This window comes from Streptomyces sp. NPDC002144 (assembly GCF_053593695.1).
On record NZ_JBSFDB010000054.1, the window covers coordinates 12,529 to 26,301 of the forward strand.

The 13,773-nt window shown below is 73.1% G+C and carries 7 protein-coding genes and 1 pseudogene; 7 read left to right on the plus strand and 1 reads right to left on the minus strand.

The window, feature by feature from the left end; all coding sequences use genetic code 11:
• Positions 1 to 22 precede the first annotated feature (22 nt).
• From ACWCQ1_RS43560 to ACWCQ1_RS43570, 3 genes are all read left to right on the plus strand, one after another.
• Positions 23 to 2,884 (plus strand): protein kinase, encoded by a 2,862-nt coding sequence (locus tag ACWCQ1_RS43560; RefSeq protein WP_451029048.1) that lies wholly within the window; start codon positions 23 to 25, stop codon positions 2,882 to 2,884.
• A 174-nt stretch (positions 2,885 to 3,058) separates the two neighbouring features.
• Positions 3,059 to 4,765 carry a serine/threonine-protein kinase gene (locus ACWCQ1_RS43565; protein ID WP_451029049.1) on the plus strand — a complete coding sequence of 569 codons (1,707 nt, stop codon included), beginning with the start codon at positions 3,059 to 3,061 and terminating at the stop codon, positions 4,763 to 4,765.
• 67 nt (positions 4,766 to 4,832) lie between these two features.
• Entirely contained in the window at positions 4,833 to 6,470 is a 1,638-nt protein-coding gene (locus ACWCQ1_RS43570) for a serine/threonine-protein kinase (RefSeq protein WP_358593239.1), read from the plus strand.
• A 20-nt stretch (positions 6,471 to 6,490) separates the two neighbouring features.
• Here the strand turns inward: ACWCQ1_RS43570 and ACWCQ1_RS43575 are convergent.
• A pseudogene (locus ACWCQ1_RS43575) lies at positions 6,491 to 7,375 on the minus strand (AraC family transcriptional regulator); the annotation flags it as partial.
• A gap of 102 nt (positions 7,376 to 7,477) precedes the next feature.
• On the opposite strand from ACWCQ1_RS43575, the gene ACWCQ1_RS43580 reads away from it, so the two are divergent.
• The 4 genes from ACWCQ1_RS43580 to ACWCQ1_RS43595 all read left to right on the plus strand — a co-directional run bounded on the left by ACWCQ1_RS43580 (position 7,478) and on the right by ACWCQ1_RS43595 (position 13,692).
• Positions 7,478 to 8,383: an MBL fold metallo-hydrolase gene (locus ACWCQ1_RS43580; protein WP_451029050.1), complete on the plus strand. Its 906-nt coding sequence runs from the start codon at positions 7,478 to 7,480 to the stop codon at positions 8,381 to 8,383.
• 48 nt (positions 8,384 to 8,431) lie between these two features.
• Entirely contained in the window at positions 8,432 to 10,135 is a 1,704-nt protein-coding gene (locus ACWCQ1_RS43585) for a protein kinase domain-containing protein (RefSeq protein ID WP_451029051.1), read from the plus strand.
• Positions 10,136 to 10,272: 137 nt separating this feature from the next.
• The gene (locus ACWCQ1_RS43590; protein ID WP_133043215.1) at positions 10,273 to 11,886 is read left to right on the plus strand and encodes a succinic semialdehyde dehydrogenase; all 1,614 of its coding nucleotides are present in this window, start codon (positions 10,273 to 10,275) and stop codon (positions 11,884 to 11,886) included.
• A gap of 30 nt (positions 11,887 to 11,916) precedes the next feature.
• Complete coding sequence (locus tag ACWCQ1_RS43595; RefSeq protein WP_451029052.1) at positions 11,917 to 13,692, plus strand: GMC oxidoreductase; 1,776 nt, start codon at positions 11,917 to 11,919, stop codon at positions 13,690 to 13,692.
• Positions 13,693 to 13,773 lie beyond the last annotated feature (81 nt).

The following is a 13,773-nucleotide window of genomic DNA, read 5'->3' on the forward strand; positions in this document are numbered from 1 at the left end:
CCGGGCGGCCGAGGGAGGCAGCGTGGAGGACTATGCGGGTCGGGTGCTCGCCGACCGCTACCGCCTGCCGTTGCCGCCGTCCGACGAGTACGAACTCACCGAGACCCGGGCCTTCGACACCTACAGCGGGCAGGAAGTCCTGGTCCGGCAGGTGCCGTTGCCGGAGGTCGTCGAGGCGGAGGTGCTCGACGCGGAGGGGCTGCCGGACGGGTTCACGGCGCGTGACCCCTGGGACCGGGGGAGTCGGCGCCCGTCGGCGCGCGGTGGCGTCCGCAGGCCCACGGACCCCGCGGTGCGGCGGGCGGTCGAGGCGGCCCAGGCGGCGGCGCGCATACCCGATCATCCGCGGCTCGACCAGGTCTTCGACGTGTTCGCCGAGGGCGGGTCGCTGTGGATCGTCAGCGAGTTGGTGGCCGCGCGGCCGCTGGCGGCGCTGCTCGCCGAGAAGCCGCTGCCTCCGTACCGGGCGGCCGAGGTGGCCTCCGACGTCCTGATGGCGCTGCGGGTCCTGCACGCGCACGGCTGGGTGCACCGGAACATCACCGCCCGCACGGTCCTCGTCTGCGACGACGGCCGCGTGATGCTGACGGGCCTCGCGGTCGGCGCCGCGGAGGAGGCCCTGTGCGGCTACGACCCGGTACCGGCCCCGGACGACGACGACCCGCCGGGCAGCGCACCGGCTGACGGCCGGGGAGACGCCGGAGGATACAGCGGAGTTGAGGCCTCCGGCGGTACGGGGGCCTTCGGGGTGCTCGGCGGACAGGCCGGTCCCGGCGGGCGCGGCGGACAGGCTGCGCGGACTTCCCCGGGCGGGCTCGGTGACGTCGATCCCGTGGCCGCCCGGAGTGCCGCGATCAGGGCGCGTACAGCCGGCGGGCTGCCGAGTGCCGAGGCGGACACCGCCCACGGGAGCGGTGGGTCGGGGGCCGTGGTGCCCAAGGCCCTGGAGACCGGCGGGGACATCAGGGCGGCGCGGGCCGGGGCGATCGCCGCCTACCGGGCGGGCGCCCGTGCCGCGGCCCGCGTCCAGGAGGCGCAGAACGGCCGCACGGCCCTGCCCGGCGCCCGCCCGGCCCCTGAGGCGGACCCCGCGACGCAGACCAACGGCACGGCACAGCCGTACCCCTCGGGTGAGGGTGTCGAGCATGCGCCCCAGGTGCCGCCGGGGCAGATAGCCGACCCGTACGGGGTGGGCGGAGCGCCCTGGCACGGCGCCTCCCGTCGTCCCGGAGCCGGGGCAACACCGGCGCCGGGGGGACCGGGCAACGGCACCTCGGGGCAGGACGGTCCGGCGGCGTTGCCCTCCGGGGGTGACAACGGCCGCGGCACGTATGCGGAAAACGGCGCACACAGCGGCGTTCCCGGCACCGGTGACCCCTTCGGCGCGCCCGGCACCTCGGCCCATGACCTGGGCGCGGCCCCCGCGACCGGCCTCCCGGCCTCGGAGTTCGGCGAGTCCCGTCCCTCGGTACCTCGCCCCCAGGCACCGGGCATCCCGACGCCGGAGCACGGCACCCCCCGCCCCTCCGCCCCCGGCCTCCCGTCGTCGGACACCGGCGCTCCCCGACCGCCCGCCCACTGGGACGACTTGCTGGCGAAGACCCCCGTGCCGTCCCGTGGGCCCACCACGGCTCTCGAGGCGGAGCGGGCGCGGCAGGCTCGGATGGCCGTCGTGGGGCCCGTCACCGAACGGTGGGCGCCGGAGCAGGCCGGCCCCGTGCACGAGAACTGGCAACTGGCGGCGCCCATCGGGCCGGCGACCGACCTGTGGGCGCTCGGAGCGCTGCTCTTCAGGGCCGTACAGGGACACGCGCCCTACCCCGAGGAGTCGACGGCCGAGCTGGTGCAGATGGTCTGTGCCGAGCCGCCCGCCTTCGCCGAGGAGTGCGGGCCGCTCAGGCCGGTCGTGGAGTCGTTGCTGCGACAGGACCCGACCGAGCGGCTGGAGTTCGAGGAACTCAGGGGCTGGCTGCGTTCGCTGGTGCGGTCGGCTCCCGAACCGGACGCCGGTACGCATGTCGTCCCCGCGCCGCCCACCGACCCGAACCGGCTGCCGATCATCCGGCGGCGCGGCGAACTGGTGCGCAGGCGGCGTGCCGGGCTGCCCGCGACCTCCCCGCACGGCCGGCACAAGCGGGCCAAGGAGCAGGCGCACTCCCCCCGACGGCTCGGCAGGACCCTGCTGCTGTTGATACTGCTGTTGCTCGCGGGCGCGGTCGCCTACGCCATGCTGTTCCTGCCCAAGGCCGGCGACGACGGCGCCGCGGGCGGGCAGCGGACCGGCGCGGCCGGGGACGTCAGTCCCGCACCGCAGCCGTCCGGAAAGAGCACCGGCGGTCGGTCCCCGTCCCCGAAGTCCTCGCCCACGCCCGAGAAGAGTCCCTCGAGCTCCGCCGGGGCCACCGGGACCCAGACCACCGACCCCGACGTCGCCGCCGGGTTCACCCTGCGCAAGGACCCCGAGGGGTTCCAGGTCGCCGTGGCCAAGGGGTGGAGCCGGGCGGACAAGAACGCCTGGAACCAGGTCGTCTACTCCAAGGGCGACTTCCAGCTGATCGTCGTGCCGGGGCGGGACGGCGCGGTGACGTACGGCAGCGATCCGATGGCGTACCAGCGCGACGAGGAGCACGAGCTGCAGCCGTACCGCAGTTCCAGCTGGGCCACCGCGACCGGGCTGAGAACCATCACCGTGGGCACACGGGTCATGGCCGAGGGGCAGTTCACCTGGACCGACGGCGGCGGACACGATCTGTACGTCCGCAATCTCGCGATCCTGATCGACGGGCGGTACCACGTCGTGCAGGTGCGCGGCCCGGAGTCCCAGCGCGACGAGGTGACCAAGCTGTACGAGCAGGCGTACTCCACCTACGCGTACACCAAGTGAGTCACTTTCCGTGATCCACGGCCTCGTAACGTGCCGGACGCCCTGAGGTTCACTTCTCGCGGCCGAAGCGACAACCGTCACAGTGGTGTCACCTTGGCACCCCCGTGGTTCCCTGCGAGCGGGCCGGTCCTTAGTCTGACCCTGTCAAGACCATTGCGGGGCAACGTGAATCAGATGCAGGGCCAGCTTGTCGCGGGCCGCTACCGGCTCGCCGACTCCATCGGCAGCGGCGGCATGGGCCGCGTGTGGCGGGCACACGACGAGGTGCTGCACCGGGCCGTCGCGATCAAGGAGTTGACCGCCGCGCTCTACGTCTCCGAGGGCGACCGGGAGCGGTTGCTGGCGCGCACGCGCGCGGAGGCGCGTGCCGCGGCGCGGATCAACCATTCCGCGGTCGTCACCGTGCACGACGTGCTGGAGCACGACGGGCGGCCGTGGATCGTGATGGAGCTCGTCGAGGGCTACTCGCTGGCCGACGCGGTCAAGGAGCGCGGGCGCGTCGAGCCCGCCGAGGCCGCGCGGATCGGACTGTGGGTGCTGCGGGCGCTGCGCGCCGCGCACTCCGCCGGCGTGCTGCACCGTGACGTCAAACCCGGCAACGTGCTCATCGGGCACGACGGCCGGGTGCTGCTCACCGACTTCGGCATCGCCCAGATCGAGGGCGACTCGACCATCACCCGCACCGGCGAGGTCGTCGGCTCGGTCGACTACCTCGCCCCCGAGCGGGTCCGCGGCCACGACCCGGGCCCCGCCTCCGACCTGTGGGCGCTGGGCGCCACGCTCTACACGGCGGTCGAGGGCCGCTCGCCGTTCCGCCGCACCTCGCCGCTGTCCACGATGCAGGCGGTCGTCGAGGAGGAGGCCACGGAGCCGCAGTACGCCGGCCCGCTCGGGCCCGTCATGGCGGCCCTCCTGCACAAGGACCCGGCTGCCCGGCCCGGTGCGGCCGAGGCGGAGCAGATGCTCGCGGAGGCGGCGGAGGGGCGGCGCCCCAGCACGGCGCAGGTCTATGTGCCGACCCAACATGTGGGCAACCCCTACGAGACCCAGCCCGGCACTGGTTCGCACATCCACAACGGTGCGACACCGCCCACGGGCTCCGCGACGCCCTACCCACCCATGACGGGAGTCACGGCGATCGGGCCGACCGGTATGGGTCCCAACGGCATGGGTCCCAACGGTATGAGCCCCAACGGCATGGGGCCGACCGCTCCCGCCGCTCGGCCCAAACGGCGGAAACTGCGCGCCGTCGTCCTCGTCATAGCACTCGCCGCGATCCTCGCCAACGGCGTGGCATTCGGCCTGGCGAAGTGGGACGAGTGGCAGGGCTCCGACAGCGGCGGCTCGTCGTCCTCGCAGGCCCCGTCGCCCACGGGTTCGCCGACCGGGGGCACGGGGGGGACCGATCCCGCCAACTGGAAGCCGTACAACGATCCCTGGGGCTTCACCGTCTCCCTGCCCGACGGCTGGAAGCGGCAGGTCGTCGGCGTTTCCGGGCCCCTGCGGCAGGTCGACTACACCCCCGACGGCGGCAAGCACTTCGTCCGCATCGCCATCGACACCTCGCCGGACTTCAACAGCGCCTACGAGCACCAGAAGGACCTGGAGCAGCAGCTCCAGCGGCTCGTCGCCTACCAGCGCGTCCAGCTGCAGCGCAACCTCTACCGCGACCGCGACGGCTCGGTGTGGGAGTACACGTGGACCGCGCAGGCCAAGGACACCAAGTTCCCCGGGCCGCGGCGCGCCATCGAGGAGACGTACATGTCCCGCGAGGGCACCGAGTACGCGATCTACATGTCCTCGCCGGCCGCCGACTGGGCGACGACGGAAAAGCAGTTCAAGGCGGTGCTGCGGGGCTGGCAGGAGAAGACCTCCCCGTAGGGGGTGCGCGGGAGTTGGCCGGTCGGTGTCCCGGAGCCGGTTCCTCCGGTGGGGCATGATGGGGCGCATGGGGACCGAGGGGGAAGGCGTCCGTGTCGTCGCGGGCCGGTACCGGCTGGAGACGCGGCTCGGACGCGGCGGCATGGGCGTGGTGTGGCGGGCGACCGACGAGTTGCTCGGCCGGCAGGTGGCGGTCAAGGAACTCCCCTTCGACGACACGCTCTCCGACGAGGAGGCCCGGCAACGGCGCGACCGCACCCTGCGCGAGGCGCGGGCGGTGGCCCAGCTGCGGCACCCGCACATCATCGTCGTGCACGACGTGGTCGAGGACGACGGACGCCCGTACATCGTCATGGAGTTGATCGACGGCGGCTCGCTCGCCGACCGGATCTCCGCGCGCGGCCCGGTCGACGCCGACGAGGCCGCGCGGATCGGCATCGGCCTGCTGAGCGCGCTGCGCACCGCGCACGCCGCCGGTGTGCTGCACCGGGACATCAAACCCGCCAACGTGCTGATGGAGGCCGGCTCCGACCGGGTCGTGCTCACCGACTTCGGCATCGCGCAGGTCGCGGGCGCCACCACCCTCACCGAGACCGGTTCCTTCGTCGGGTCGCCCGAGTACACGGCGCCGGAGCGGATGTCCGGGGCGAGGACCGGCCCGGAGTCCGACCTGTGGTCGCTGGGCGCGCTGCTGTGCACGGTTCTCAGCGGTGAATCCCCGTTCCGGCGGGACTCCTTGGGCGGCATCCTGCACGCCGTCGTCTTCGACGAGATCCGCCCGCCCGCGCAGGCGGAGCCGCTGCTGCCCGTCGTACGGGGCCTGTTGGAGCGCGACCCGGAGCGCAGGCTCGGCGCCGCGCAGGCCGAACACATGCTGCGCGCCTTCCGCGACCTCGGCCGCACCCCGCAGCCGTCCCTCTACACGCCGACCCAGCGGAACGTGCCCCGCCCGCCGCCGCCCGCCCCCGTGCCCCCGTCGCCGCCCACGGTGGAGACCCGGCGTTCCACCCGGGGCGTGCTGGTGGCCGCCCTGCTGGTCGCCGCGATGGCGGGCGCGGGGGTGTCGGCGGCCGCGTTGCTGATGAACCGGGACGACGAAGCGGGCCGTACGCCCACCGGTTCGGGGCCGAGGACATCGGTGAGCGCCTCGCACTCGCCGTCACCGAGTAGGTCGAGCGGCGCCGGCGCCAGTCCCAGTCCCAGCTCCAGTCCCACGGCCCGTTCCAGCCCCAGCTCCGCCGCGACCCGTCCCTCCGCCCCCTCCGGCTACCGCGTCGCCGACGATCCGGGCGGCTTCTCGCTCGCCGTGCCGGAGGACTTCACGCGTTCGCCGCAGGGGGAGCGGGTCTTCTACCTGTCGCCGGGGGAGACCTTCCGTCTCGGCATCAAGGTCGCCGCCCCGGACGCGGACGGTCCGCTCGCGGTGATGAAGCGCTCGGCGGCCGAGGGGCCCGACACCAACCCCGGTTACCACGACGGGCAGGTCACGTCGACCGAGCACGACGGACACCCCGCCGCCCTCTGGCAGTTCACCTGGAACGGCTTCAGCTCGGCGGAGGGCCCCCGGCACACCTACGACCTGTGCTGGGACGAGGGCGGGCGGATGTACGACGTCTGGGTGTCGGCACCGGTCGGCAAGGTGCGGGAGGCCAAGGAGTACTTCGACGTGGCGGTGGACACGTTCGTGGCACGGCCCGGGGGCTGACCCGCCCGACCCTGGGACCGGGCGGCCCGGAACCGCCCCGGCGTCACCCCGAACTCCCGGCTGAAGGCGTGCGACAGGGCGTACGGCGTGCCGTACCCGGCCTCCCGCGCCACCGCCGCCAGGGGAGCGTCGGTGTCCCGCAGCCGGGTCGCCGCCAGGGTCAGCCGCCACCAGGTCAGGTACGCCATCGGAGGGCGCCCCACGAGCGCCGTGAAGCGGCGGGCCAGCGTCGCCCGGGACACGCCCGCCTCCGCCGCCAGCCGGTCGTTGGTCCAGGGGGCCGCCGGATCGGAGTGCAGGGCGCGCAGGGCCGCGGTGGTGACCGGGTCGCTCAGCACCGCCGGCCACACCCCCGCCGAGGCGTCGGTCATCCACGCCCGGACCATGTAGACCAGCAGCAGGTCGAGCAGGCTCGGCAGGGCGAGACAGGCTCCCGGGCGCCGCTCGTCCAGCTCACGGGCCAACAGGTCGACGGCGGAACGGAGTTCCGGGTGCGCGCCGACCCGGTTGGGCAGATGGACGACATCGGGCAGCTCCGCCAGCAGAGGATGCACCCGGCTGTGGTCCAGGCGGTACTTCCCGCACAGCAGCTCCACCTCACGCCCGTCCGGCCCGCGCGGCGGCGTCCGCATCTCCTCGAAGGGCACCGCCCCCGCCGTGTCCCCCGGGGAGTCCGCCAGCACATGCCCGGCCCCGCGCGGCAGCAGTACGACATCCCCGGCGCCCAGGGTCACCGGCTCGCCGTCCCCGTCGGGCCGCAGCCAGCAACCGCCCGCGAGGACCACATGGAACCCCGCCCCCTCGTACGGCGCGAGCCGCGTGCGCCAGCTGCCGCCCACCCGCAGCCGGTTCGAGGAGGGCTGCCCGATCCGCACGGCGGAGATCGCGTCGCTCACCACGTCCATGGATTGAGTGTATGCCGGTCGGATCGTGAGTGAGACGTACGCGTACTCGATGGAGTCAGTCAGGCATTGGAATGCTCAATCAGGCCGCCTACCGTCGAGGACATGACTGAAGACCGCGCACAGCGTTTCATGATCGGGGACGTCGAGGTCGTCCGGGTCGTCGAGTGGGAGGCGCCCTTCGCGCCGGCCCGGGAGCTGATACCGGGCGTGGGGCCCGAGGTGTGGCGGGAGAACCGGGAGGTGCTGGTCCCGGACCACTGGGAGCCGGAGAGCGACCGGGCCGTGGCGGCGGTGCAGACCTGGGTGCTGCGCAGCGCCGGGCGGACCGTGCTGGTGGACACGGGGATCGGGCACGGGCGGGAGCGGCCGAGCAACCCGCTCTTCCACCAGCGGCACGGTGTCGGACTGCCGAAGCGCCTGGAGCAGGCCGGGGTGCGGGTCGAGGACGTCGACCTCGTCGTCAACACCCACATCCACGGCGACCACGTCGGCTGGAACACCCATGACGTGGACGGCACCTGGACGCCTACCTTCCCCAACGCCACCTATCTGCTCCCCGCCGCCGACGACCGCCACTTCGGGCCCGAGGGCGCGTACGGCGGCCCGGTGCGCCCCGACGACCGGCTGATGTACGAGGACAGCATCGCGCCGGTCCACCGGTGCGGGCAGGCCGTGCTCTGGGACGGCGAGCACCGCGTCGACGAACATCTGACCCTGGAGTCCGCGCCCGGCCACACCCCGGGCTCGTCCGTCCTGCGGGTCGCCTCCCGAGGTGAACGGGCCGCGTTCGTCGGTGACCTGCTGCACAACCCCGTCCAGATCCCGCACCCCGAGTGCAGCAGCCGCCTCTGCCTGGACCCCGCGAGCGCCGCCGCCAGTCGTCGCCGGGTGCTCGAACGGGCCGCCGATCAGGGCGAGTTGGTGATCCCGGCGCACTTCGGCGGCTCGGGGATCGCGGAGGTACGACGCCGTGGCGAGGCCCTCGCCTTCGCACCCTGGACGCCCTGACCCGGACCCGCGTCGACAAGTCGCCGCTGCGCACGGTACTCATGGGACATGAGTGCAGGCGGCGAACAGACGCGCGTGGGCCGGGTACTTGGCGGGCGCTACCGGCTGACCCGGCGCATCGGCTCCGGCGGCATGGGCACCGTGTGGGAGGCGCACGACGAACTCGTGGACCGGGACGTCGCCGTGAAGCAGCCGCGGCTGCCGGGCGACCCGGAGGACGAGCGGCACCAGCGGGCCGCCCACCGCCTCTACCGCGAGGCCCGCGCCGCCGCCCGCGTCGACCATCCGTCCGCCGTCTCCATTCTCGACGTCGTGGTCGAGGACGACGGACTGCCCTGGATCGTCATGGAGTTGGTGCGCGGCGAGTCCCTGCACGAGGTGCTCCGGCGCGGCCCGGTCGACGCCGTCGAGGCCGCCCGGATCGGCCTCGCCGTCCTCGGCGCGCTGCGTGCCGCGCACTTGGTCGGGATCGTCCACCGGGACGTGAAGCCCGCGAACGTCCTGCTCGGTCCCCGGGGCCGGGTCGTCCTCACCGACTTCGGCATCGCCCATGTCCAGGGCGAGGAATCCCTCACCGTCAGCGGGGAGTTCGTCGGCTCACTGGAGTTCGTCGCGCCGGAACGCATGTCGGGGCGCGGAGCCGGGCCGTCCTCCGACCTGTGGTCTCTGGGCGTGCTGCTGTACGCGGCCGTCGAGGGCGCGTCCCCCTTCAGGCGTACGGCGGTGGAGTCGACGCTGGCCGCCGTCATCACCACCGATCCGCCCGAGCCCCGCCGGGCCGGCCCGCTGGGCCCGTTGATCGCCCGGCTCCTGTCGAAGGACCCCGAGCAGCGGCCGGGCCCGGAGGAGACCGGTGCGGTGCTGGAGGCGGTGGCGGAGGGGCGGCCGGTGCCGCGGGTCGAAGAACGGGTGACGGAGGCTCAGGACGGCGGGCGGTTGCGGGAGTTCGCGGACGACGTGGGGACCGTACGGCTGGGGGCGAAGCCCGCGGACCCGGGGCCGGACCCCGGGTCGCACCCGGGGCCTGACACGGATGCCGAACCGTCCGCCGGGCCGCCGCCCGGGACGATGAACGCGTCCGGCGGCGCGGAAGAGCCGGACACCGCGAGCGTCCCGCGCGCCCCGAAGCGGGCCCTCCGCGTCCGTCCCGTCCCGCTCGCCGCGGTCGCCGCGCTCCTCGTCGGCGGGACCTGGTGGGGCACTTCGTACCTCGCCGGATCCGACGAGGGCGCGGGCGTCTCCGAGCAGACCGCCACCCTCACCGAGACACCCGCCCGCGCGACGCCCAGTGCGGCGGTCTGGACCGCGCACCGGGAGACCGCCATGGACGCCGTCCTCTATCTGCCCGAGCGGTACCGGCGGATCTACTGGACGGACGAGGCCGACTCGGCCCGGTTGAGCGTCTACACCGACGGCGCCGTCGAAACCGTCGCGGTCCGCCTCTCCGAGTGGAAGAAGGCCCCCGCCGCCCCGATGACCGAGGCGAGGAAGACCATGAACGGCATGGAGGGGCACCAGCGCACCGCCGGCCAGTACACCGCCACCACCTTCCACGGCGACCAGGCCGCCCTCTCCGACGTCACCTACGATCAGGACCGCAGACCGGTCCGGGTGCTCCAGCTCGTCGTCCGCACCGCCGACGACCGGATGTACCAGCTCCAGGTGCAGATGCCCAAGGGCACCCCGGACGAGAAGCGGGGCACCGCCGTCTTCAAGGGAGCGCGGGAGCGCCTGCGGATCGGAGAAGGCTGAACCATCGCCCGTCGCCCCCGCCCAACGCCCTGATCAGCGCAAACCTTGCCAGTGACCACTGGCGGTGTGTGTGCACTCGGTGAAGCCGCGTTACCGACGGGTACCCAAAGTTTCGGTACCGGAATACCCTGCGGCTCATGACGGACGCGCAAGCCCCGGCCAAGGCCGGCACGAACCCCCTCGCCCCCGCGCCCGAGGGCGCCCGTACCGCCTCCGACGTGGTCACCCCGGAGCTGGTCGCCCAGCTCACCAAGGGCGTGGTCGGCTCCGGACGCACCGCCAACCACACGCCGTTCACCGGCGAGAAGCTGGCCGACCTGCCGGAGTCCACGCCCGAGGACGTGGAGAAGGCCTTCCAGGCGGCCCGCAAGGCCCAGGCCGTGTGGGCGCAGACGCCGGTACGGCAGCGCGCGGCCGTCCTGCTGCGCTTCCACGACCTGGTCCTGGAGCGTCAGGCCGAGGTCCTGGACCTGATCCAGCTGGAGACGGGCAAGGCCCGGCTGCACGCCCACGAGGAGGTGCAGGCCGTCGCGGTCGCCGCCCGCCACTACGGCCGCAAGGCACCCGCGTATCTGAGGCCGAAGCGGCACACGGGCGCCGTACCGACCCTCACCAAGGTCACCGAGCTGCGCCACCCGCGCGGGGTCGTCGGCCAGATCGCCCCCTGGAACTACCCCCTCGAACTCTCCGTCGGCGACGCGCTGCCAGCCTTCGTCGCGGGCAACGCCGTCGTCATGAAGCCGGACACCGAGACCTGCCTCACCGCCCTGTGGGCCCGCGACCTGCTCATCGAGGCGGGGCTGCCCGCCGATGTCTTCCAGGTCGTGATCGGCGAGGGCCCGGTCGTCGGCCCCGAGGTCGTCCGGCACGCCGACTACGTCTCCTTCACCGGGTCCACGCGCACCGGCCGCGAGGTCGCCCAGGGCGCCGCCGCCCGGCTGGTCGGCGTCTCCCTCGAACTCGGCGGCAAGAACGCCATGCTGGTCCTCGAGGACGCCGACATCGAGAAGGCGGCCGCGGGCGCGGTCCGCGCCTGCTTCTCCTCCGCCGGCCAACTGTGCATCTCCATCGAGCGGTTGTACGTCCACGAGTCGATCGCCGACGCCTTCCTGGAGCGCTTCGCCGCCCGCACCAGGGCCATGCGCCTCGGCACGTCCCTCGCCTACGGCGCCGACATGGGCTCGCTGGTGGGGGAGCGGCAGCTGGAGACGGTCACCCGGCACGTCGAGGAGGCCGTGGCGAAGGGCGCCAAGGTCGTCGCCGGCGGTGTCGCACGCCCGGACATCGGCCCGTACTTCTTCGAGCCGACGATCCTCGACGGCGTGACCGAGCCGATGGCGGTGTGCACGGAGGAGACCTTCGGTCCGGTCGTCTCCGTCTACCGCTTCACGACCGACGACGAGGCCGTCGAGCACGCCAACTCCACGCCGTACGGCCTCAATTCCTCGGTCTGGACGAAGAACGGCGCCCGCGGCCGCCAGGTCGCCGCCCGGCTGCGCACCGGCACGGTCAACGTCAACGAGGGCTACGCCCCCGCCTACGGCAGCGTCCAGTCCCCGATGGGCGGCATGAAGGACTCCGGGCTCGGCCGGCGCCACGGCTCCGAGGGCATCCTCAAGTACACCGAGGCCCAGACGGTAGCCCAGCAGAGGCTGCTGCCGATGGCTCCGTCGCTGGGGATGGACGACGAGCAGTACGCGCAGTTCATGAGCCGGAGCCTGCGGCTGATGAAGGCTCTGCGCTTCAAGTAGGAACGCTTCGGTTCTCAACGAGGAGAGCACGTGCCCCAGGACACCCACGACTACGACGTCATCGTCGTCGGCTCCGGCTTCGGCGGCAGCGTCACCGCCCTGCGCCTCACCGAGAAGGGCTACCGCGTAGGTGTCCTGGAAGCCGGCCGCCGCTTCACCCGCGAGACCCTGCCCAGGAACTCCTGGGACCTGAAGAACTACCTCTGGGCGCCGAAGCTCGGCATGTACGGCATCCAGCGCATCCACCTGCTCGGCAACGTCATGGTCCTCGCCGGTGCGGGTGTCGGCGGCGGCTCCCTGAACTACGCCAACACCCTCTACGTTCCGCCGAAGCCGTTCTTCGAGGACCCGCAGTGGCGGGACATCACCGACTGGCAGGAGGAGCTGAAGCCGTACTACGACCAGGCCCGGCGCATGCTCGGCGTACGGCTCAACCCGACGATGACCCCCTCCGACGTCCATCTGAAGGCGGCGGCGGAGCGGATGGGCGTCGGCGACACCTTCCACCTGGCGCCGGTCGGCGTGTTCTTCGGCGACGGCGAGGACGCCGAGGGCAGGGTGAAAGCGGCGCCCGGACAGCAGGTCGACGACCCCTACTTCGGCGGAGCGGGCCCGGCCCGCACCGCCTGCATCGAGTGCGGCGAGTGCATGACCGGCTGCCGGCACGGCGCGAAGAACACCCTCAACGAGAACTACCTCTACCTCGCCGAGAAGGCGGGCGCGGTCGTGCACCCGATGACGACGGTCGTGTCGGTCACGGACGACTCGCGGGGCGGCTACGCGGTCGCCACCCTGCCGACCGACGACCGCAGCGCCGAGGGCCGTACCTTCCGGGCCCGCCAGGTCGTCATCGCCGCCGGCACCTACGGCACCCAGACCCTGCTGCACCGTATGAGGGCCGGCGGGCAACTGCCGTACATCTCGGACAGGCTGGGGGAGCTGACCCGCACCAATTCCGAGGCCCTGGTCGGCGCGCAGACCGACAACCGGCGCTACCGCAAGGCCACCGGAGCCCCGCAGGTCGACTTCACCCGCGGCGTGGCCATCACCTCGTCTGTCCACCCGGACGAGAACACCCACATCGAGCCGGTCCGCTACGGCAAGGGCTCCAACTCGATGGGCGGCCTCTCGATCCTCCAAGTGCCGTACGCGGAAGGCTCGTCGAGGGTGCTGGCCTGGCTCAGGAGCGCCGCCCGCCACCCGCTGCTGGTCCTGCGCTCCCTCTCCAACCGCCGCTGGTCGGAACGGACCATCATCGGCCTGGTGATGCAGTCGCTGGACAACTCCCTGACGACGTACCTGAAGCCGGACGGCGTCGGCAAGGGACTGCTCACCGCCCGGCAGGGCCACGGCGCCCCCAACCCCAAGCAGATCAAGGCGGCTTCCGAGGCCGCGTCCGCGATCGCCGCCGACATCAACGGCTTCGCCGGCTCCAACGTCGGCGAGCTCATGGGCACCCCCCTCACCGCCCACTTCCTCGGCGGCTGCCCCATCGGCTCCTCCCGCGAGACCGGTGTCATCGACCCCTACCACCGCCTGTACGGCCATCCCGGCATCTCGGTCGTGGACGGCGCCGCGGTCTCCGCCAACCTGGGCGTGAACCCTTCCCTCACCATCACCGCGCAGGCCGAGCGGGCGATGTCGTACTGGCCCAACAAGGGCGAGGCGGACCCGCGTCCGGCGCAGGGAGCGGCGTACGAGCGGCTCCAGCCGGTCGAGCCGAAGAGTCCGGCGGTCCCCGCGGAGGCGTTCGGCGCGCTGAGGCTGCCGTTCCTGGGAATGCCGGCGGTGCCGCCGAAGCCGTAGGGCCACGCCGGTACGGCTCCGGCGTCGGACAGGAAAGGACCCGCGCTCCCCTCCGAGCGCGGGTCCTTCACTTTTCCTGCG